Annotated in this window: 18 protein-coding genes; 6 read left to right on the forward strand and 12 right to left on the reverse strand. The window is 47.4% G+C overall.

Going from position 1 to position 20,936, the window contains the following annotated elements:
* The first annotated feature begins 33 nt into the window (after positions 1 to 33).
* Complete coding sequence (locus ACO0K4_RS03595; RefSeq protein ID WP_422955223.1) at positions 34 to 1,542, forward strand: DUF3369 domain-containing protein; 1,509 nt, start codon at positions 34 to 36, stop codon at positions 1,540 to 1,542.
* Between the two features lie 27 nt (positions 1,543 to 1,569).
* Here ACO0K4_RS03595 and ACO0K4_RS03600 read toward each other — a convergent pair whose 3' ends face one another.
* Positions 1,570 to 3,525 carry a GAF domain-containing protein gene (locus ACO0K4_RS03600; protein WP_422955224.1) on the reverse strand — a complete coding sequence of 652 codons (1,956 nt, stop codon included), beginning with the start codon at positions 3,523 to 3,525 and terminating at the stop codon, positions 1,570 to 1,572.
* A 402-nt stretch (positions 3,526 to 3,927) separates the two neighbouring features.
* Positions 3,928 to 4,386, reverse strand: coding sequence for an Lrp/AsnC ligand binding domain-containing protein (locus tag ACO0K4_RS03605; RefSeq protein ID WP_262837253.1), 459 nt, complete (start codon positions 4,384 to 4,386; stop codon positions 3,928 to 3,930).
* A gap of 140 nt (positions 4,387 to 4,526) precedes the next feature.
* Here ACO0K4_RS03605 and putA point away from each other — a divergent pair, with 140 nt between their 5' ends.
* Entirely contained in the window at positions 4,527 to 8,189 is a 3,663-nt protein-coding gene (putA, locus tag ACO0K4_RS03610) for a trifunctional transcriptional regulator/proline dehydrogenase/L-glutamate gamma-semialdehyde dehydrogenase (protein WP_422955225.1), read from the forward strand.
* A gap of 132 nt (positions 8,190 to 8,321) precedes the next feature.
* Here putA and ACO0K4_RS03615 read toward each other — a convergent pair whose 3' ends face one another.
* The 4 genes from ACO0K4_RS03615 to ACO0K4_RS03630 form a co-directional block, all read right to left on the reverse strand.
* On the reverse strand, positions 8,322 to 9,077 hold the full coding sequence (locus ACO0K4_RS03615) for a class I SAM-dependent methyltransferase (protein WP_422955226.1): 756 nt from the start codon (positions 9,075 to 9,077) through the stop codon (positions 8,322 to 8,324).
* An 84-nt stretch (positions 9,078 to 9,161) separates the two neighbouring features.
* Positions 9,162 to 9,731: a DUF2059 domain-containing protein gene (locus ACO0K4_RS03620; RefSeq protein WP_422955227.1), complete on the reverse strand. Its 570-nt coding sequence runs from the start codon at positions 9,729 to 9,731 to the stop codon at positions 9,162 to 9,164.
* Positions 9,732 to 10,655: 924 nt separating this feature from the next.
* Entirely contained in the window at positions 10,656 to 11,774 is a 1,119-nt protein-coding gene (locus ACO0K4_RS03625; RefSeq protein ID WP_422955228.1) for a hypothetical protein, read from the reverse strand.
* A gap of 91 nt (positions 11,775 to 11,865) precedes the next feature.
* The gene (locus ACO0K4_RS03630; RefSeq protein WP_422955229.1) at positions 11,866 to 13,080 is read right to left on the reverse strand and encodes a DUF3419 family protein; all 1,215 of its coding nucleotides are present in this window, start codon (positions 13,078 to 13,080) and stop codon (positions 11,866 to 11,868) included.
* Positions 13,081 to 13,203: 123 nt separating this feature from the next.
* On the opposite strand from ACO0K4_RS03630, the gene ACO0K4_RS03635 reads away from it, so the two are divergent.
* Positions 13,204 to 13,743, forward strand: a complete 540-nt coding sequence (locus tag ACO0K4_RS03635; RefSeq protein WP_422955230.1) for a DUF2867 domain-containing protein — start codon at positions 13,204 to 13,206, stop codon at positions 13,741 to 13,743.
* 93 nt (positions 13,744 to 13,836) lie between these two features.
* Entirely contained in the window at positions 13,837 to 14,196 is a 360-nt protein-coding gene (locus ACO0K4_RS03640) for a DUF4844 domain-containing protein (RefSeq protein ID WP_422955231.1), read from the forward strand.
* 44 nt (positions 14,197 to 14,240) lie between these two features.
* On the opposite strand, the gene ACO0K4_RS03645 is transcribed toward ACO0K4_RS03640, so the two are convergent.
* Together ACO0K4_RS03645 and ACO0K4_RS03650 are read right to left on the reverse strand one after the other, a co-directional pair.
* Entirely contained in the window at positions 14,241 to 15,350 is a 1,110-nt protein-coding gene (locus ACO0K4_RS03645) for a GNAT family N-acetyltransferase (protein WP_422955232.1), read from the reverse strand.
* Positions 15,351 to 15,667: 317 nt separating this feature from the next.
* A complete protein-coding gene (locus ACO0K4_RS03650; RefSeq protein WP_422955233.1) occupies positions 15,668 to 16,192 on the reverse strand; it encodes an SRPBCC family protein in 525 nt (174 codons plus the stop codon).
* Positions 16,193 to 16,366: 174 nt separating this feature from the next.
* On the opposite strand from ACO0K4_RS03650, the gene ACO0K4_RS03655 reads away from it, so the two are divergent.
* Positions 16,367 to 17,065, forward strand: coding sequence for a glycine zipper 2TM domain-containing protein (locus ACO0K4_RS03655; protein WP_422955234.1), 699 nt, complete (start codon positions 16,367 to 16,369; stop codon positions 17,063 to 17,065).
* 89 nt (positions 17,066 to 17,154) lie between these two features.
* On the opposite strand, the gene glpK is transcribed toward ACO0K4_RS03655, so the two are convergent.
* A complete protein-coding gene (gene glpK, locus ACO0K4_RS03660) occupies positions 17,155 to 18,624 on the reverse strand; it encodes a glycerol kinase GlpK (protein ID WP_422955235.1) in 1,470 nt (489 codons plus the stop codon).
* A gap of 327 nt (positions 18,625 to 18,951) precedes the next feature.
* On the opposite strand from glpK, the gene ACO0K4_RS03665 reads away from it, so the two are divergent.
* On the forward strand, positions 18,952 to 19,212 hold the full coding sequence (locus ACO0K4_RS03665) for a hypothetical protein (RefSeq protein WP_422955236.1): 261 nt from the start codon (positions 18,952 to 18,954) through the stop codon (positions 19,210 to 19,212).
* A 13-nt stretch (positions 19,213 to 19,225) separates the two neighbouring features.
* On the opposite strand, the gene ACO0K4_RS03670 is transcribed toward ACO0K4_RS03665, so the two are convergent.
* From ACO0K4_RS03670 to ACO0K4_RS03680, 3 genes are all read right to left on the reverse strand, one after another.
* On the reverse strand, positions 19,226 to 19,969 hold the full coding sequence (locus tag ACO0K4_RS03670) for a hypothetical protein (RefSeq protein ID WP_422955237.1): 744 nt from the start codon (positions 19,967 to 19,969) through the stop codon (positions 19,226 to 19,228).
* 107 nt (positions 19,970 to 20,076) lie between these two features.
* Positions 20,077 to 20,394, reverse strand: coding sequence for an antibiotic biosynthesis monooxygenase family protein (locus ACO0K4_RS03675; RefSeq protein WP_422955238.1), 318 nt, complete (start codon positions 20,392 to 20,394; stop codon positions 20,077 to 20,079).
* A 21-nt stretch (positions 20,395 to 20,415) separates the two neighbouring features.
* Complete coding sequence (locus ACO0K4_RS03680) at positions 20,416 to 20,931, reverse strand: M48 family metallopeptidase (protein ID WP_422955239.1); 516 nt, start codon at positions 20,929 to 20,931, stop codon at positions 20,416 to 20,418.
* Between the last annotated feature and the right edge of the window lie 5 nt (positions 20,932 to 20,936).

Consider the following 20,936-nt stretch of genomic DNA (forward strand, 5'->3'; position numbering starts at 1 on the left):
CACTTACGTTCTGCGTAACAAGGATTGATCCGTATGGCATTCTTGCAATCGTCGTCCAAACTCCCTCCCTGGAAAGTTCTGCTTGTTGATGACGAGCCGGACATTCATGATGTCACCAAGCTGACCTTGAGCCGCTTCCGGCTGGACGGCCGCTCCTTACAATTCCTGCATGCGTATAACGGACCCGAGGCCAAAGCTGTGTTGAGCAAGGAAACAGATATTGCGCTGGTGTTTCTGGATGTTGTGATGGAAAGCGATGACGCCGGATTAGAAGTAGCCCGCTGGATGCGTCAGGATCTGGGCAACCAGTTCACCCGCATCGTCTTGCGCACCGGTCAGCCCGGACAAGCACCGGAGGAAAGCGTCATTGTGAATTACGACATCAATGACTATAAAGAAAAAACCGAACTTGATCGTACAAAGTTATTCACCACTACCTTCGCTGCCCTGCGTGCGTATCGCGACATTATGCAAGTCGAAGAAGCACGCCGCTTCCAGGCGACCTACCGCGAAGGCCTGGAACGTGTCATCGAAGCGTCGGCACATATTTTTCAGCAACGTAATCTGCATGATTTTGCAAACGGTTTGCTACAGCAAGTCGTTGCGTTATTACGTTTGGAGCAGAGTATGTTATTGCGCTTGCGTGGAGCCAGTGGCATCTCGGGTCAGCAAAGTTATGAGGTACTTGCCAAGATCGGTAATTTTGATGATGACCACCAGTTGTTCAGTCAGGATTTACTGACTCAATTAAATGATGCCACGGTCAACCGTATCTCGCGTTTGTATGGAGACGTGTATGTCGGTTACTTCCCGAATAGCAGCGGCAAAGCGTCTTTATTGGTGTTAAAGGGTGTGGAACAAGTCGGCGAAATTGACGCAAAATTGCTTGAGGTTTTTTCCTCCGGTGTTGCGATTGCGTTTGACAATATCTTGTTGAATCAAGAGATCAGCGACACGCAGGGTGAACTGATCATGCGACTGGGTGATGTGGTCGAATCACGTTCACATGAAGCGGGCAATCATGTACGACGCATGGCCGAAGTCTGCTATTTACTAGGACTTAGCTCGGGGATGTCGGCGGAAGAAGCGGGCGTCTTAAAGCAAGCCGCACCGATGCATGACATCGGTAAAATCGCCACGCCGGATGCGGTGTTACTCAAGCCTGGCAAACTCAATCTCGATGAGTGGAACATCATGAAAATGCATCCGCAAGTCGGCATGTCGATACTGGATGGTTCACAGCGCCCCATCCTGAAAGCTGCCGCGATTATCGCGTATCAGCATCATGAAAAATTTGATGGCTCTGGCTATCCGCAAGGTCTGGCAGGTAATGAAATTCATCTCTATGCACGTATCGTTGCTGTGGCCGATGTATTCGATGCACTGATGCATGCGCGGGTCTATAAACCTGCATGGCCTATCGATCAGGTGGTGCAACATTTGCGCGAGGTTAGCGGTACGCATCTCGATCCTGTTTTTGTTGAATTGATGATAGCGAATATTGATAAAGCCATAGAAATTAATCTGCGCTTTCCAGACTAGTTCAGACAAAATATGACGGCCTAAAACCTACGCCGGTTTGACGGAATTTTTTGCCACCATCGGAAAGCGTATCTGATAACTTAATCCGCTGCCTGGCTGGCTACTTGCCTTGACCGTTCCGCCAAGCACGCCGGTAATCAGGTTATAAATGATATGCGTACCGAGACCGCTACCTCCTTGGCCACGTTTGGTGGTGTAGAACGGATCAAATAATTTATCTAGTCCATCCTGATCGACACCGATGCCGTTGTCGGTGTAATCGAATTTTAAATTGCTGCCATCGGCTTCTGCGGTAATCCTTATCTGTCCCTCGGCATTATTCTCAAAAGCATGGTGTATTGAGTTCATCAGGAGATTCGTTACCACCTGAGATATGGCGCCCGGATAACTGTCGAGACGTATCTCTTCAGGACAATCAATCTCAACGAGGATAGGTCGCCCTTTGAGCTTGGGCTGCAAAGAGAGCAGGACTTCGTCGAGATACGTTTTTAACTGAAACAGCCGTTTGTCGTTCGATGTCTGGTCAACCGCCACTTGCTTGAAACTGCGCACCAGCGTGGCGGCACGCCGGGTATTGCTGGTCAAAATACGCAGCGATTGATCGACGATATCCAGAAACTCCTCCAGACTCTCTTGTGTCATGGTATCGGCTGCCATGTCTTTGCGCGTGAGCTTGAGCTCGTCAACCAGATGGCTGGTTGCTGTGACGCAGATGCCCAGCGGGGTATTAATTTCATGCGCAACACCCGCAACCAGGCGTCCCAGGGACGCGAGTTTTTCTTGTCTGACTAATTCTGACTGAGCTTCTTGTAGCGCAAGCAGCGCCTCGTTCAGCGTGGTGTTTTGTTCTTCCAGACGGGCTTTGGCATCGCGCATTTCGCGGTCGGCCTCAAGACGGGTAACAGCTACTGCAACATGGCTGGCGACGAAGGCAAGTAATTCGAGATCGGTCTCGCTGTACAAAATATGCGGATCATAACTTTGCACCACAATCACACCGTGGACGTGATCATTAGCAAGGATGGGCGCGCCCATCCAGCTGTATAACTCCATATTGCCCAGAGCTTGCCTGATCTGGCCACCGGCGACTAATTCAGCCAGACGCGTCTTGTCGATCAACTGGGCATGTTCGCAATGAATTACAAACGAGGTCATCCCGACCCCCAGCGGGAAACGCTTCATCGATGGATGTTCATCCTTTTCATCGACAAAATACTGAATACTGATTTCTTCCGTGTCCTGATGATACAGCGCAATCATAAAATTCCGCGCCACCAGTAGCTGACCAATGATCTGATGTAATTCGGCATACAGACTATTCGGGTCTGCTACAGAAAAAGACAATTCGGCGATCTGATACAAAGCCCGTTGCAAGGTCTCGGTACGTCGTCTCTCTGCGACCTCGTGTGCCAGTAACGCGGTACGTTCCTGTACCGCACGCTCCAGGCGATCTACACTCTGAAATCCTTGCAAGGCATTTGATACATGATTGGCGATGAGGCCGAACAGCGCCTGATCTTCCTGACTAAAAGTATGTTCGGTGTCATAGCTTTGAATAACTAAAGCACCCAGGGATTTTTTTTCGTGATCCAGCAAAGGATAACCCATCCAGTGCTCAGCCCGGGCGCCGCTACCCCAGGAATTTCCGGCAGCCTCTTGAGCGGCGTCTTCTTCGGCTGTCATAATCAGGGGCTGACGATGATAGATCACCCAGGCAGTGGGCGACGCCTCAGGCGATTCTAAAATAACGGGAATTGCCGGGTCCGGAGAGGGGTCGAATTCATCGACATGATAGGCAAACTGAATGCTGTTTTGCTCTGCCTTGTATAAGGCAACATAGAAATTCGCCGCGTACATAATACGGCTCAGCGCCTGATGCACCGCATGTAAAAATTCATTGATATTGTTGCAGTGGTTAGAAATCTGACCGATTTCCAGCACCATGACTTGTACAGCTTCAAGACGACTCAGACGGCTTTCCATCTTTCAACCTTTATGCTTTATAGGCAATGGGTCTCAACAAACATCACATCAATAAACAGGACTGACACAAAAGGAAACTTCTAAAAACTGCCAGATTAAAAATTACATGAATAGAGCTTACTTAAAAACCAAGACCTCTCACCACAGAGACACGGAGATACAGAAAAAAAGCAGGCGTAAGCGGCTCCATAAGATATCGATTCAATCGCTTTTAGAAGTTCCTAAAAAACGAATCCGCAGGCTGGATGAGGCTTCCAGAGGTTTTTCGTGCCAGCAGGCGCACTCCGCTTGCGGATTCGTTTTGCGTAAGTCCTAATAAAAAGGAACTCGCTGCCCGGGAGTTCCTTTTTGATTACTGCTTTGATGCTCAGTTTTTAATCAACAATATCTGGTGATGCCTGATCAGCGAATCGGCAGATTGGTCGTATTTTTGACTTCTTCCATCACCGCATAAGTATGCGTCTCGCGCACTCCATTCAATTGGAGAAGAGATTTACCGAGGAAGTCGCGATAAGCGTTCATGTCTTTGACACGGGCCTTGACCAGATAATCAAAACCACCGGCGACCATGTGGCATTCCAGAACTTCGGGAATCGCTTGCACGCCACGCTTGAAGGCATCGAAAACATCGGGTGTCGTTCTGTCCAATACCACTTCGATGAACACCAGCAGGGCAACATCAAGCAAATGTGGATTCAGTTGTGCGGTGTAGCCCAGGATGTAGCCGGACTCTTGTAATTTACGCACACGCTCAAGACAAGCGGCGGGGGACAGGTTGACCCGGGTCGCTAGTTCTACGTTACTGATGCGGCCGTCATTTTGTAATTCGGCCAGAATTCTTTTACTGATTTTGTCGAGCATAAGAAGTCAGAGTAGTGGTTAATAAAATTCGGTGTAATTTTCTCACAAAATAGAAAATTCCGATATACCTTGATATTTCCAGAATTAATCATCTACGTTCATCTATACAATCAAATCAAATTTGTTTTGATAAAAATTATATGAATCTCACTCAGACCTCTATGCCTGCCCAGACACCTTTCCAGCAATTACAAGCCGAAATTCTTCCAGAACAAACTGCATTAAGAACGGCAATTACTGAAGTATACCGCCGCGACGAAGTCAATGCAGTCCAATATTTACTTGCACATATTAATCCACATTCTGATTCGCAACAGACAGTGCATCAATTAGCGCATCAACTTGTGAGTTCGGTACGACAACAGCGTACCCGTGCATCAGGCGTTGATGCGCTGATGCATGAGTTTTCTTTATCGTCCGAAGAGGGCGTTGCCTTGATGTGCCTGGCAGAAGCCTTATTGCGTATTCCCGATCATCAGACCGCGGATCGCCTGATTGCAGACAAAATCAGCAAAGGTGACTGGGCAAAACATCTGGGTGAATCACCGTCCTTATTCGTCAACGCGGCAACCTGGGGTCTGCTGGTAACCGGTAAGCTGGTCAGTACAAATAGCGAACAGGGTTTAGGTTCGGCGCTGACACGCCTGATCGCCAAAGGCGGAGAACCTTTGATACGCAAAGGTGTGGACCTCGCCATGCGTATGCTGGGCAATCAATTCGTTACCGGTCAGACGATACAGGAAGCGATCAAAAATAGTCAGGACAACGAGAAGCGCGGCTATCGCTATTCCTACGATATGCTGGGGGAAGCAGCACTGACTGCACATGATGCGGCGTTTTATCTGAAATCCTACGAGACCGCGATTCATGCCATCGGCAAGGCATCAAATGGTCGTGGCATCAAAGATGGCCCGGGTATTTCAGTCAAACTATCCGCCTTGCATCCACGGTATTCACGCGCACAAAAATCACGTACCTTGAATGAACTATTACCGATTCTCAAAAATCTGGTACTGCTCGCCAAGCAATACAACATCGGCTTGAACATCGATGCTGAAGAAACGGATCGCCTTGAATTGTCTCTTGATCTGATGGAGGCATTAGCATTCGATCCGGAATTAGCTGGATTTGACGGTATCGGTTTTGTCGTACAGGCGTATCAAAAACGTTGTCCGTATGTGATCGATTATCTGATTGATCTGGCTCGCCGTAGTGGCCGTAAGTTCATGGTGCGTCTGGTAAAAGGCGCCTATTGGGATGCCGAGATCAAGCGTGCGCAAGTCGATGGTATGAGCGGCTTTCCTGTCTATACACGGAAAGTCTACACGGACTTATCCTACCTGTTCTGCGCACAAAAATTGCTGACAGCGACTGAGGTCATTTATCCGCAATTCGCTACGCATAATGCATTGACGCTCTCTGCGATTTATACCTGGGCGCAAAAAGCCGGTATCACCGATTATGAGTTCCAGTGCTTGCATGGCATGGGCGAAACTTTGTATGATCAGGTCGTCGGTAAAGACAAACTCAATAAGCCTTGCCGTATTTACGCCCCTGTCGGATCGCATCAGACTTTGCTCGCTTATCTGGTGCGCCGCTTACTGGAAAACGGTGCTAATTCTTCTTTCGTGAATCAGATTGTCGATGAAGCTGTCTCAATTGAATCGCTGATTGCCGATCCGATTGACGTAGCAAAAAAACTGGGCGGAGTTCCACATACAGGGATCAATTTACCTAGGGATTTATTCGGTCTAGAGCGTAAAAATTCTTCCGGCCTGGATTTCAGTAATGAGATTGAATTGCAAAAAATCAGTCGTCATTTTATTCAGGCTAGTCAAATCCAAATCCAGGCACAGCCTTTATTACAAGGTCAGGTCTCAGCAAGCCTGGCCCGCGCTGTGATTAATCCAGCCGATCATCAAGATATTGTCGGTAGCGTTATTGAAGCCGATGTGCAAGATGTACAGACGGCGCTGGCACAGGCTGAAGCGTATGCAATTGACTGGCAAACGGCAGCCCCTTCAGAACGCGCAGCTATCCTGAAAAAAGCGGGCGATTTGCTGGAAGCGCACACCCTGGATTTTATGGCCTTAGCAATTCGCGAAGCAGGTAAATCCTTACCGAATGCTTTGGCAGAAGTACGTGAAGCAGTGGATTTTTTACGTTATTACCCAGCGCAAGTAGAACACTTACCGAATACCCTCGCACTTGGCCCTGTCGTTTGTATTAGCCCGTGGAATTTTCCTCTGGCGATTTTTATCGGTGAAGTCAGTGCCGCTCTGGCGGCCGGTAACGTGGTTCTGGCAAAACCAGCGGAGCAAACACCGGTCATCGCTTATCGCGCAATCCAGCTTTTACATGAGGCTGGCATACCACGCGGTGCTTTACAATTCTTGCCCGGTACAGGCGAAGTCGTTGGTGCGCAACTGGTTGCCGATAGCCGTGTCAAAGGCGTGATTTTTACAGGGTCTACGGAAATCGCACAGATCATCAACCGCACCTTGACTAAACGCTCAGTCGCAGAAAACATTGACATTCCGCTGATTGCAGAAACAGGTGGGCAGAATGCGATGATTGTGGACAGCAGTGCTTTACCAGAGCAAGTCGTCAATGATGTTATTTCATCGGCATTTGACAGCGCAGGCCAGCGTTGCTCTGCCTTGCGTGTACTTTGTCTGCAAGAAGATATCGCGGACAAAACCATAGAGATGCTAAAAGGCGCCATGCAAGAACTGCGTATCGGCAAACCTGATCAGCTCGCCATTGATATCGGACCGGTTATCGATGCAGACGCACAGAAAGCACTGCAAGCGCACATTGATCAGATCAAACAAAAAGCCACAGCAAGTTATTCACTAAACCTTGCAGAATCCTGCAATAAGGGTACCTTTATTGCACCGACTGTCGTCGAGATTCAGTCATTATCTGAATTAACTAAAGAGGTATTTGGTCCGGTGCTACATATCCTGCGCTATCAGCGTGATCAGTTACCACAATTGATCGACAGTATTAATGCGACTGGCTTTGGACTCACATTAGGCATTCACTCCCGTATCGATGAAACGATCAACTTCATCAGTTCACGTGCGCATGTCGGCAATATTTATGTGAACCGCAATATCGTCGGTGCTGTTGTCGGCGTGCAGCCCTTTGGCGGTGAAGGTAAATCTGGCACAGGACCAAAAGCAGGCGGCCCTCTGTATCTGAAACGCTTACAAAAAAATCCTTCCGGCAATCTTGGCGGGCATACCGTATATGAGCGTCAATCACCATCAGCGTTAGAAGCACTCTTGGTCTGGGCTAAAACACATGGTCACGAAAAGATCGCCGAACTCGCCGATCACTATGCACACGCCAGTCCTTACAAAATTACTTTGGTATTGCCAGGACCAACTGGCGAGCGCAATACCTTGTCATTCGCACCACGCGGCAAGGTATTTTGTGCGGCAAGTAGTGTGAATTGTCTGCTAAATCAAATTGCAGCATTGCTGGCAACAGGCAATACCCCCGTTTTGCCTGCACAAACCTTGGCAATTCTGCCATCTGGCTTACCGGCAGAAGTTCGTGATTTAATCACTCAGGCAGAAGCGGGTCAGGAAGAGCTCCAGTTCGCTTTAGTTGAAGGCAACCTCCTGGGACACTACAAACCTGTCTTCGCAGCTCAGAACGGCGCTATCGTCTCTGTAATCGAGATGCATGAAGAGACTGAAGCTCCTTTATGGCGCCTGGTCGCTGAACGAGCCTTGTGTGTGAATACAACCGCAGCTGGCGGAAACGCCAGTTTGATGACCTTGCAAGATTGATGTTCAGATGATTTAGACAGCTTGATGAGGTCAGTAAGCGATTATTTGTAACTGTTACTGACCAGGATATGAAAAAGGTGAACATGCTTATCGGTATGTTCACCTTTTTTATTGCTCTGAGACTTAGTCTTTTTAGTTAGCACAAATTACATGCTTTGCCCAAGCTGGTATTTTTTTAAAAAACACATGAAATCCGTCGGAAAAACTAGCCATAGTATATCCATACCGTTGAGCAAGAATCATCAGGCTATTTTTTGAGAAAAGGCTAATGTGTCCATTACGAGGTGAAGCGTACCACCAACTTAATCTTTCATTTTTACGAATTTGTCCATCAGTTAGTAACGTTGAGAAGAGGAGTATTCCATTATTAGACAGTAACGAGCTTATGTTTGACATTAAATGATGAGGATCAGGCACGTGTTCAAAAACTTCATATGCTGTAATCAAGTCAAACTTTCCAAGCTCATTTATGTTAAAACTTCTATCAACAAAAGGATCATAGGTTGTCGATTGCCAATTAGATTCGTTAAGAATACTTGAGAGAAGACCACTTCCTCCTCCGTAATCAAGATGCTTAATAAAACGAGCTTGGCTGCCAAACATCGCAATTAAGTTAGCTGCGTTGCCTTTAGGTCTTACTTGTACATAATCAGGATCAACATTTATATAATCATTGTTATATATTTTTTCTTCGAATTCTTCTAACGACCAATTTGAAATTTCAGGGGAAAAACAAAATCCACATTTGCTACAAAGCGCGTAGTAGACAGGATTTCCTGACAATTCAAGAAATTTTCCTCTTGGTTCTTCGCACGATTTATTAAAATCTACAACATCGTATAACGGGCTTAGAGCACCGCAAACCGTACACTTTATATTTTTTTGCATGATGGTCCGTAAGCTCAATCAAATATTTTTATGTTGACTATGTCAGATAAAAAAATATAGCTTCTTTTATACAATTTATAAAAATTATTTCTTCTTAGCTTTTTCCATATCTACTGCAAGTTCTTTTGAGGCTTGTTCCATTTTTTTCATCATCGGCAGCATTTGTTTTTGCATTAAACCCATTGAACTTTGCATGATTGTTGGCATTTTTTTTATTAATGCAATACCAGCTTTAGATTGGTAAAAAACAATCATGCCATCAACTTCTTCTTGTGTCAGGCTATCTGAATAGATTTTGATAAAAGTGGGTTCTAGTTTATCCCAGCTCATTTCTTCTTTAAAAATTACAACTATTTTCTTCTGAAATTTATCCAAAGCTTTTTCTTGTTCTTCAGTCGGTTTAGAACCTTTAAGTGATTTGTCCCTGACGCTTTTCATCATTGCATCAAGTTGACTACTGACACTTTGAATTAGTGATCCGGTATTTGTCATAACAAAAAGCTGCTTAATCGATTCTTCAGTTGGCTTCGTGTCTTCCGCATGAGCATTGCTTAGAAACACACCGAGAGTCAGTAAAAAAACTAATTTAATTGATGTCATTTTGAGTAAAGGATGGTCTTTGCAAAAGTGCTTATTAATTTTATATGAATCCATCTCTTTTCAGGATTTTTCTGCTTGGTTTGCTTTTCTTTGTTTAAAACAATAAAGGTATATATATAAATAGTAGTAATAGTTAACGTAGCAATGTTTCTGTGGATAACCTGGCTTTTATCAACAGAATCAATGCACTGCGAAAAAGATAAACCCATGAAGAAGTCTTGTATGACGACAGAACAGTTATTGGATAATTTTTTCTGTTCTTGTTTATTTCATGGTTTCGCACATGCTATGCAGTGGATATCCTTAGACTTATCCACAATTGAATTTACGATATAGCCTTTTTCTATCTTATTTTTGCTTCAGTAGCTAAATTTACTGGTTTTTTTAAAACGACCTGATGGTAAAAAGTTGATCAGAGCCCTGCGCATGCAGTTCCCGACTACAGCGTCACTATCCTCTTTGGCTCACTGATCCGTGATCACTCGAATACGGTTGATGATTTTCATGATCATAAAATCTAGTTTTGTGGACATGCTGAAATTTTCTATATCGATTTTTTGGTCTTTAGCTACGCATTTTTTATTTCTCATATCGCTAGCCGGGTATTTGGAGTGGCATTTGATGTAAATGATTTTGATAGATTGGGTTTTTAAAAACAAAAAGAACAGAAGTCTTTGTTGTTTACATTAAGGTATATATATACATAGTAGTAATAGTTAACGTAGAGGTGTTTCTGTGGATAACCCGGTTTTTATCAACAGAATCAATCTTTTAGAGAAAAGATAAATACCCTGATAAGCCCTGTACTGTAAAAGAATAGATTTGGGATAAATAATTGAGCGTTGCAAAAGTCTGGGGTTTTGCATAGACTGTCCTGTGGATATGCAGACACTTATCCACAGTTGAATTCTAGGTTTTCATTAGATATTTATTCTTTTACAGAAATTCAGAAATAGCATAGATGCTATGACGATAGCGTCAGTACTGGTCAGCTTTGCGCAGTATGGCTGGCGCCAGCTTTTGTAGGGTTGTTGCCCACATTTGTGTCATGCATTGCTGATATCGGGATAAATGGCCGGTGAATACGGCGCTATATTCGAGATGTGCTTCACCGCCGCGAGCGCGTTTGAATTGACTGGCACCCGAACTGTAGTGAAGTTTTGCTTGTCTTTGTTTTGCCTGCTGCAACAGTAAGGCCATGAGGCGACGGTAAAGTCCTAATTCTTGCGGCAGGCTAGTGTCGTAGCCGATTAGTGGCGTTGTCATCCAGCCAGATTCAGGGTGATGATAGATACCAATGACACCAACCAGACGCTCGTGCCAGCGCAAGGCATACAGATCAAGGAAACCTGTTTCCAGACAAAGTTCAAAGAAAGCTGGCGTGAAGTCTGGATTTAGTCTCGAATGTTTATCGATAAACAGCTGGCGGAATAACGCACGCATCTTAGGCAGATCGCTGCTGCGTATTTGTTCTGGCGGAATAATCTGTATCTCAGTATCTTGTAATAGACGGGCGTCTTTTTTAATGTGATTGTGTTTCCAGACCGCGCTGTGACCCGGATCGCAGGTGTAAATCATGCGCGCCGGTATTAGTTGCCATGCTTGTTGCTGCAACGCTTTTGCCAGTTGCGGGCTAATCTCTGGACAAATATTGCGCATCATGAAAGGTCGGTCTGGGTAGACCTCACGTAAATGATTGGTCAGATCCTTGATGTCGTTCTCTTGCCAGTCGGGATAAAGATTGGTCGACATCAGGTGATTGCCGACAATCGCGGCACGGTCGATGCCGCTGGCGCTGATCATGCCGGCCATTGGACTAAACGCCAGTGTGCTGGCCATGGAGGCTAGCGTTTGCGTATATGCGGGAGCATGCCGTATTGCCTCGTCCCTGGCATAACGTAGCCAGGCAGAGCGCGGACTCGCTACATAACTGGTATTGCGGTTGCTGATGTCGAGTAAGCTGACCGGCTGCGTACTGTCAGCAATACTTACGCATTCAATCTTGCAATCAACATTACTCAGCCAATGCGCACCGCCACGGGCTTTTGCTGCGAGCAGCCATAGAGCATCAGCGCGGAGTTGAGGTGAAAGTGTCAAAGCGGCAGCGTCAAATACATGAGATGAATCAAACGAAGCAAACAGATTTAACTAATTAAGTGAATCGAATAAACGAATCTAATTAGATCGCTCAGACTTTTTGATATAAATGCATACCACCGTAAATCGCTGAACGATCCGTTGCATACAGAGCGCGATTATGTGCGACATCGGTGTGCCAGGCGGAGATCAGATGAGCAGGTAATTTCCCCTCCAGCGGAGATTCTTCGCCACCGGTACGGAACACGACTTTGGCACCCGGTGCGGCGGTACGGGTAACTTCTTCCCATAAATCTGTCAATTGCTGCTGATCCATCCAGTCTTGTGCATCAAGGAACAGATAGGCATCCATTGAGGCATTCGTCTGCTTGCGTAAAAATTCAGTCAAGGTAATGTGATGGGCATGCACCCGGTCAATGTTCAGGCGCAGGCTGGTGAAATACTGTTTTTGTAAATACATAGGTAACGCTGCTTGCTTACTCGTATCGTGGCGGCGTCCGAACGCTTGCTGGGCGAAGCAATTTTCTTCAATCGGAAAATCGCAGGCAAGGTGACGCATTCTTTCTTTAAATAACAGATGTAAGCCTTGCTTGGCATCATGTTTCAGCGCGGCGAATTGCGATGGTGGTATTCCTAGGCTATACAAAGCCACAGGCTGACGTGCGATGAAGCGGAAGATGGCGGTATCAAATACCGGTGCCAGATAACGGTCAAATAAACGACTTTGCTCCTCCGGTGTGCGCGCTTCCAGAAGTTTTTTCATATTGCCGCCCATTACGCGAACGAACATATGAGCAAAGCCGATGAAGTCGCCTAACAAACCATATTGATAAGCATTTTTGCTGAAATAACGATAGCGTGGCTGACCCAGTAAGGAACGGCTTTCCCAGAATGTGCTGGCTTCTTCACTCAGATGCGGACGAATATGGCGCTGATACCGTTTCAGATTATCGCTATGCGCTGCATTGCCCAGATAAGCCAGAACCGAATCGTAGTCCGGTAAATGCTTGATGGCTTTTTTCTTCATCTCCAGCATCGCCAGGTGGGCCGCGTTCAAATCCACCGCGTGCACCGCGGCCGGATTCGCCGACAGATACGCAAGCGCGTTGCAGCCACCCGATGAGATGGTCAGGATATTGGCGCCAGGCTTTAGTTGTAATGCATCAAGATCCGACTTTGGATCTTCCCAGATCTGTGCATAGACCAGGCGACTAAACCAATGCGTGAACAAACGATCAGCTAAACCTTTGCTACCTGACGTGGTAGAGTTGATAATTGCAGTATCGATAAGTGTCTTGGTGTTCATGCCATCTCCGCATATGGATAGAAGTTTTGTGAACTGTAGGTAATCAAGGTGACAGGCAAGTGACAGCTTGATGAAGAATTGATGAAATGACGGTCAATATGACGGGCGAACAACAGGATCAGTATGATTAGTCAAACCACGGTACCAGAAGCAAGCAATATCGCAGACTATGCGTATGACTCTGATTTTCAGCACGCATTTGCGATGAGCGTGGGGAGTTACAAAAAATCCGCGCTCGATTTGTATCTGGATCTGGTGGCGAAAACCCCGGCGTGGATCGATTTTGTCATCACGTCACGGAATAAGCTTGTGCGCCTGTTCGGCTTAAAGCATCTGGGAAATTTTCGCGGCATAGAACGCCGTCGCAAAATGTATAAGGTCGGCGATAAACTCGGTATTTTTTCTATCCTGGCAATGTCCGAACAGGAGGTGATACTCGGCGATTGCGACAAACATCTGGATGTCCGGGTATCGGTGTTTAAGTCTGACGAAGACGACACCGCGATTGTTTCAACCGTTGTCCACATTCACAATCTGGTCGGGCAGATGTGCCTGTTTTTTGTGGTCCCAGCGCATAAACAAATTGTTCCTGCACTGCTCAGGAAATGGACAGACCCGGGTAGCCGTTCGCGTCGATTTAACCGGGTGACGGATAGAACATAACTTTATCAAAAAGAGTAACTAATGCGTAGATTGCTGGTAATAGGAATACTAATTTTGACATCTAATTTAGCAATTGCTACGAAGGAGCAGTCCGTGCAAGTCAGACCCAATGCTGTCCATCAACTACAGATGCTTGTGAAAAGGGATAACTTCGCTTCAGATGATTTTCTTTACACGGGTGTGATTGATCCTATTTTTCGGGCAAAATTAAATTCTCAATTTAACTCAGTGGTCGCTAACTTTATTTCGGCGGTGGAGCGCCAATATTCAAAAAAAGAGTACTTAGCCTTGCTTGTTTCTGAAATTGAAAAATTTAACCGCGCTGAACTCGATACAGAGGATGCGGAACAAGTGGCGACCAATTTTGAAAAAATAATGGATTGTATAGGGCTAGAAAGTTCCGAAGGAGCACTGAATGAATGGATGTATGGGTTCAATCCTAATAAATTCTGAGGCATTATTAAATCGTTACGTGGAAGTTTTAGATTTTATTAGAGTTAATCCGCAATTAAAGACTGGCGTCGCTTGCGGAAATGACTGATCGATTTGACGATACGATTACGCCACCAGCCTTGTTCGGCAAACTGAATTTCGACATAGCTTGTGAGTTCCGGCCCCCAGCGGGTTTTTGATACATCTTCTCCCACCGACAGATTGATGCGCCGCAGTTGCGCGTCCATCGACCAGCAAATCACTTCGACCAGTAGCGTCGTCATTACACTGTACTTCGCATAAGCGAGATCGTAGCCGGAGTAATAGAGATACAGTTCATCCCCCATCAAAAATCCCAGGCGTACTGCGACAACTTGTTGATCGACATGCAGGCAAAACAGATGCATGCGGCTGGCGAAGGGCGATGCCAGCAGGGCAGCGATAAAATCTTTGTGCTGCGGATTTAAAAAATAGTCGGGATGTTTGACCGACGTGTCTGCTGCGGCCCGTGCCCCATGTAATTGGTAAAACAAACCGAGTTGCGCCGTGATCGCCGTTTGCCCTTGCAGTACTTGCAGGTGCGGTACTAACTGGTCGCGTGCCAGCGAGTTATAACAACGTCGTATCGATTCTTTGATATTGCGTTTTAAGCCAGCACGGAACTGATCCCAGTTAGCGGCCAGCGGCAAAATGAAATTAGGAACATGACGCTGATCAAGCTGATGTAATGACGGACGCTGTCTCAGAATTGGCGCTTGTGATGCTTCAGCGATGAACTGACGTTCTACAAGTCCTGCCGAGTATTGTTCATGCAGATCCAGAATCGCATTCGTCAATGCGGCCTCATAACCGGGTAAGACTAGCGGAATACGGATTTCCGTCAGATTGGGGTCAGAACCAAACGGCCGGACGTAGCGATACAGCGTCGCACCCGCAATACCAATGCGTGAAATGAGCAAAGGAGCGATCCCGACCAGACGATCCTGATCGTACAAAGTGACGATGGCTAACTGATCTTTGCGAACCAGCGTCTGGACAGCAAACACGCGCCACCAGCAACGGTTCCAGTCATAGGTCTGGAAGGGTAATAGCTGAATAAGTTGCTGCTCAAGGCTGCGCCATGACGGTTCTACAGCATCAAATTCAGCATCCGTCGTAAGCAGCAATGTTTGCATCGTGAAGAAGTAGAAGGAAAAATAAGGCGAATCTGTTATGGAACTGTTCAGAAACAAGGCGATTACGGTGAACTAAAAACCGGAACTAAACGAATACTACATGTACCAGAAGCACTAACTAATTAGCGTGTTTTCAGTACAATCGCAGATACTCCCCCTGTTTTTTCTTAAAATATGCTTGTTCCCGCGCTTATATCGGGAGCAAAAAATTATACTAGGAGCCAGTATATAAGCGCAGCTGATGAAAACTGCGCGTATCCGCCACAACAAACCGCCTGAAGATTGCAGCTTTCGCAACAAAGCTTGCTATTCTATTTCTATTCAACAAGTTTCTTCAAGTTATTTAATCCGGCGTCAAAATCTGGTCCTATCAGTTTGTCCATGAACGGTACAAATAATTTGGTAGACACGCTGCCCTCGCTGGTCCCTTTCATGGTCCAGGTGATTTTGGTGCTGTTGCCTTGCGGTTCAAAGATGAAGCTGCCGGTCGATGGTTTGCCCATGCCTTCGAAGTGCAGTTCGTAATCGATTTGCTGGTTCGCGATTACGTTGGTGAACTTCATACCACCATTGCCCTGACTTTTACTCTGCCAGTCCCAGGCAGCATCCTTGCCTGCTTCGGGACCGGTGAATGTCATGACCATAGCGGGATCACGCTGATTCCAGACCGACCATTTTTGCCATTCTTTAGTCGTGACGATCATGGGATAAATTTTTTCAGCAGGCGCTTTGATCACGATACTGCGTGATACGCCGTAGTCATTTGGCAGCGCAAAGGCAACGGCGAGAATAATAACAATCAGTGCAAGCAGAGTACCCAGAACGCGTTTTAGTAATTTCATCGTAATCTCTCCAGTGGAATTGACAGGACTTAAGGCGAAATCATTCTGCGCACATTTGGCAAAAATAACAAGTGTCATGCGGTTTTACAAAGGATTACAGATGACACATCTCTCGTCTATGTTTTGAACACAGGGACTTCTATACTAGGCTTGTTACAACTACAAAGGTCAAATATGGAAAACACATCATCTCCACGTCGTATCCACCCTTTGCTGGCCGCTGCTGCGGTATCTGTTACTTTGGTGTCTCTGGTCGGCGTCGCCGCAATTACAGGCGTGATTCCTAGCTCGCAAGGACATGGCAACCCACAAGATCCAATGGCCTCTGGTAGCAATCTGTCACAGCCGGAGAACATGACGCAAAATATAGCGCAAAACGGCACTGCCCCTGGCGACAATATGCGCGCGCCAGTAGTAGATCGCTCGCCATATCCGGTCGATGCACCGCGTCGTAATTCAGGCGCGTCGCATCAGTCCGCCGCTAATGCCGGAAATAATCAGCTCGCGTCTACCACGTCCAACGACACCGTAAGCAATCAAGCGATGTGCGCGAATTGCGGTCGTGTAGAAGCGATCCATACCGTTCAGCAACAAGCCAAACCGAGCGGTATCGGCGTTGCAGCGGGTGCGGTTTTAGGTGGCATTCTGGGTCATCAGGTGGGTAATGGCAACGGCCGGACGCTGGCCACGGTTGCCGGTGCTGTCGGCGGCGGTTATGCCGGTAATGAAGTAGAAAAAAGGTCAGGTACGAACACGGTTTATCAAGTCAAAGTCCGCATGGACGACGGCAGCCTGCGCACCTATCCACAAAACGGCTGGCGCGTCGGTGACCGTGTGAAGGCAGTCAATGGTGCACTGGAATCTTTGGGCTAATCGACATAGGTGCAGCACGAATAGCTTTTTGCCGGTGTGGTCTTTATCGTGTCTTATTGAATCAAGATTAGGGAACACGTAGCGAACATTTAGCGCACACGACCCACCGCGACATCCCACTGCTGCATCAATTCACCGGCCTGATCGCGGCTCATGTCTGGTAAAAATGTCCGTTCCATTTGCCATTGTGCCGCGCATTCTTCCACGCTGTCGTAGATACCCACACCCAGACCGGCAAGATATGCCGCGCCCAGCGCGGTGGTCTCGGTAACTTTGGGTCGTATCACCGGAATACCTAATAAGTTCGCCTGAAATTGCAATAGCAGATTGTTCGCTGCGGCACCGCCGTCAACCCGTAATTCGGTGATCGGCGCGACGGCGTCCCTGGTCATGGCCTGCAACAAGGCGGTGCTCTGAAACGCGATTGACTCCAGTGCGGCGCGGGCGATATGTGCGACCGTGGTACCACGCGTCAGGCCGAGGATCGCGCCTTTTGCGGACGGTACCCAATATGGCGCACCCAGTCCGGTAAATGACGGTACAAACACCACGCCACCCGAATCCGGCACGGTCGTCGCCAGATCCTCCACGTCCGGTGAATGCTGTATCGCTTTTAATCCGTCGCGCAGCCACTGCACCACAGCACCACCGATAAACACGCTGCCTTCGAGTGCATATTGGCGCTGCTCGCCGGTCTGACAGGCCGAGGTACTGATCAGGCCATTATGCGAGGTCGCACAGACGCTGCCAGTGTGCAGCAACATAAAGCAGCCTGTACCATAAGTATTTTTTGCCATGCCGGATCGAAAGCAGGCTTGCCCGAACAAAGCGGATTGCTGATCGCCAGCAATACCGGCAATCGGAACCGGCTGGTCAAAAATTGTCGCATTGCCGAAGCAATGACTCGATGCATGCACCTCAGGCAAAATCGCGCGCGGTATATCAAAACAACTGAGTAGCTCATCATCCCATCGACCCTCATGGATATTCCAGAGCATCGTCCGCGCAGCATTGCTGACGTCGCTGACATGCAATTGACCTTCGCTGAGTTGCCAGGCCAGCCACGTGTCGACAGTACCGAACGCCAGTTCACCCCGCTCAGCTTGCTGGCGGGCATCGTGGACGTGATCGAGCAGCCATTTGATCTTGCTGGCGGAAAAATACGGATCCAGAATCAATCCGGTTTTTTGCTGTATGCGTTCTGCCCAACCCTGACTGCGGAGCTCATCACAATACGCGGCGGTGCGGCGATCTTGCCAGACAATCGCATTCGCTACCGGCATCCCAGTCTTGCGGTTCCACAAGATACTGGTTTCACGCTGATTAGTGATGCCGAGGGCCGCAATCTCACTGGTGGCGATACCACTTTTATGTAGGACCTCCTTGCAGGTTGCCAACTGGCTTTGCCAGATTTCCATCGCATCATGTTCGACCCAGCCCGGTTGCGGAAACAGTTGCCGGAACTCTTGCTGCGCGGTCGCCACGATCGTCCCGGCGCGGTCAAACAAAATACTACGAGAGCTGGATGTGCCTTGGTCGAGAGCGAGCAGATAGGTCATGGTCAGTGCCTGTGGAGTTGATGGTTTTTTGTATTCAACCAGTAAGTGTAAGAAGTCAGTGTAAATCGTGCGAGGCACTTTAGATGCTGCACCGCAGAATCGATTGTTCGCGGATAACAACACAAATCATAATAAAAAAGCTAGCAATAATAACCAAGTTTGTTATAGTAAATTATCAAGAGTTTTAACAAACTTGATGAAAATGACAAGACCGACCGGCGTGATGCGCATTGAGACAGCTGCGAGACAGTTGCCACTGACACCGCAAGGATGTGGCTACATCCGGTTTAGCGAATTTATAGCAAACAGAAAAGAAAGGGGGACATCATGTTAGAAGCGATCAGTTTTACCTTGTCTGTGATGGTACTTGGCTGCCTGGCTGTCGGTGTATTACAGAAAAAACAGCGCCTGCTGAATTTCTCTTACGGCGGGATGATGGCGATGAGCATCATAGCCTGGTATCAGGCGATTTTCCCGACCGGATTAAGCTTCTGGTTTTTTGCCGGAACGATCATTACCGTGGTTGCGATCTGCGCTTTTTTTTACGCGATTTATTCAAACGAAATCATCTGGCAAAAACAGCGATAAATGCGACATGAGCTTATTGCCCTTTCGCCGCATTCAGACGACGAAGCAAAGCTCGGTTGATGTCTTTGGTATGACTGTTCCAGCGCTTCATGAGCTGATCAATCTCGGTCTGTAACTTGCTGGCAATCGCTGTATCACCGTTGTCGTATGCCCAGATGGCGTATTCGGCAGCGACTTCAAAACCGCCAAAATGATGCATGGCCGATTCGAACTCTGTCTTGGCATCGGCATGACGACCGGCTCCGGCCAATGCCCGTGCGAGTAGCAAGCTGACCTGGGAGGCGCGGAATCCAGCGTCTTTGTTGCGGATCTCTTGCAGATGGGTGATCGCCGTGGCATAACGGCCACTCTCGGTCAGTGCGCGGGCGGCGCAAAATTTGATCTCCGGGTCGGCAGCGAAAGGGCCTTTGAGGCAAGCCTCGTAGTTACTTGCGGCTTCTTCTGCGTTGCCTGTTTCCAGTAAGGCCAATGCCAGTCGCATTTGATTTTGTGCGGTGGGTGTGTACTCAAAAGCGGTACGGGCTTCGCGCAATTCGCGGGTCGGATCGAGCGTTTTTGCTGCTGCGGCAACCACTTTTTTTGCACCGAACTCCAGTCCGGAATTTGGCATATAGATGGCGAAGAAATAGACGATACTACCAAGCAGCGGGAAAGAAAAAAGAATCAGCAACCAGTAAATTTGCTGACCCGAGCGAATCGCATGCACAGCAAAGAACAGCGCGACTAAGACGTGTAAACCAATACCAAGAAATGGCATGCTTGCTCCTGTAGGATGAAAGAAATACGGTGCGTGAAGAAGAAAAATTAAGCCTGAAATTGTACCAATGTTCAAATCAGTATAATTATTTTTCTTGCAACAGCGACTTACATCCCGTAATCAAATTCCACTTTGCTAATCCGTGTTTTATACGAGGAATACCATTTTTCTTTGCCCAATTGTTGCGCCTCCAGATGGTCGGCATTGGCTTTCCATTGTTTAATGGCGTGCAAATCTGCCCAGTAGGAGACGGTAATCCCGACTTCTGCACGGGCGGATTCTACGCCCAGAAATCCGGGTTGCTGCACGGCCAGTTTTAACATGCGATCAGCCATGTCGTTATAGCCGTCGTCGCCCTCTGTGCGGTTAGATGTGAAGATGACGGCGTAGTAAGGAGGTTGCGGAGTGTTGGCAATCATGCTCATCAATGTCTTGCTTGTAGGTTGTCAGCTCCAGACCTCACCGCCGAAGGCGTCGATCTGTGTCAGGTAGAGCCGCAAATCCAGTTCGTACTGGTGATACTGCGGTTCCATGTAGCTGCATAGTTGATAGAAGGCTTTGTTATGCTCTTTTTCTTTCAGGTGAGCGAGCTCATGCACGACGATCATTTTTAAAAATTCTTCTGGCACCTGTTTGAATAAAGTGGCAATGCGAATCTCGTGTTTGGATTTGAGCTTATTACCCTGTACCCGGGAAATGAACGTGTGCTGCCCCAGCGCATGCTGGATCACTTTGATCTTGCTGTCGAAATGTACTTTGCTGATCTGATCGCCATTGCGCAGATGGGTGTTCTTTACATCTTGTACGTATTGATAGAGCGCTTTGTCGGTACGGATCTGATGCGCGCAGGCGTATTTTTTACGGAGCAGAGCGGCTAGCTGCTCGCTTGCGATCAGGTCTTGAACCTGCTGCTGAATTGCAGCAGGATATGCCGTCAGATAATTGAGTTCCCGTTTTTGCATGCGCC

Source organism: Undibacterium sp. RuTC16W (genome assembly GCF_049339445.1).
Taxonomy (GTDB): Bacteria; Pseudomonadota; Gammaproteobacteria; order Burkholderiales; family Burkholderiaceae_D; genus Undibacterium.

Excerpts from the sequence above, each read along its gene's own strand:
- ACO0K4_RS03600 (WP_422955224.1), bottom strand. The coding sequence starts at position 3,525 with ATGGAAAGCCGTCTGAGTCGTCTTGAAGCTGTACAAGTCATGGTGCTG.
- ACO0K4_RS03595 (WP_422955223.1), top strand. The coding sequence starts at position 34 with ATGGCATTCTTGCAATCGTCGTCCAAACTCCCTCCCTGGAAAGTTCTG.
- ACO0K4_RS03605 (WP_262837253.1), bottom strand. The coding sequence starts at position 4,386 with ATGCTCGACAAAATCAGTAAAAGAATTCTGGCCGAATTACAAAATGAC.
- glpK (WP_422955235.1), bottom strand. The coding sequence starts at position 18,624 with ATGACCTATCTGCTCGCTCTCGACCAAGGCACATCCAGCTCTCGTAGT.
- ACO0K4_RS03680 (WP_422955239.1), bottom strand. The coding sequence starts at position 20,931 with ATGCAAAAACGGGAACTCAATTATCTGACGGCATATCCTGCTGCAATT.
- ACO0K4_RS03615 (WP_422955226.1), bottom strand. The coding sequence starts at position 9,077 with ATGCAAAAAAATATAAAGTGTACGGTTTGCGGTGCTCTAAGCCCGTTA.
- ACO0K4_RS03675 (WP_422955238.1), bottom strand. The coding sequence starts at position 20,394 with ATGAGCATGATTGCCAACACTCCGCAACCTCCTTACTACGCCGTCATC.
- ACO0K4_RS03670 (WP_422955237.1), bottom strand. The coding sequence starts at position 19,969 with ATGCCATTTCTTGGTATTGGTTTACACGTCTTAGTCGCGCTGTTCTTT.
- ACO0K4_RS03630 (WP_422955229.1), bottom strand. The coding sequence starts at position 13,080 with ATGAACACCAAGACACTTATCGATACTGCAATTATCAACTCTACCACG.
- ACO0K4_RS03620 (WP_422955227.1), bottom strand. The coding sequence starts at position 9,731 with ATGGATTCATATAAAATTAATAAGCACTTTTGCAAAGACCATCCTTTA.
- ACO0K4_RS03655 (WP_422955234.1), top strand. The coding sequence starts at position 16,367 with ATGGAAAACACATCATCTCCACGTCGTATCCACCCTTTGCTGGCCGCT.
- ACO0K4_RS03635 (WP_422955230.1), top strand. The coding sequence starts at position 13,204 with ATGATTAGTCAAACCACGGTACCAGAAGCAAGCAATATCGCAGACTAT.
- ACO0K4_RS03650 (WP_422955233.1), bottom strand. The coding sequence starts at position 16,192 with ATGAAATTACTAAAACGCGTTCTGGGTACTCTGCTTGCACTGATTGTT.
- ACO0K4_RS03665 (WP_422955236.1), top strand. The coding sequence starts at position 18,952 with ATGTTAGAAGCGATCAGTTTTACCTTGTCTGTGATGGTACTTGGCTGC.
- ACO0K4_RS03645 (WP_422955232.1), bottom strand. The coding sequence starts at position 15,350 with ATGCAAACATTGCTGCTTACGACGGATGCTGAATTTGATGCTGTAGAA.
- putA (WP_422955225.1), top strand. The coding sequence starts at position 4,527 with ATGAATCTCACTCAGACCTCTATGCCTGCCCAGACACCTTTCCAGCAA.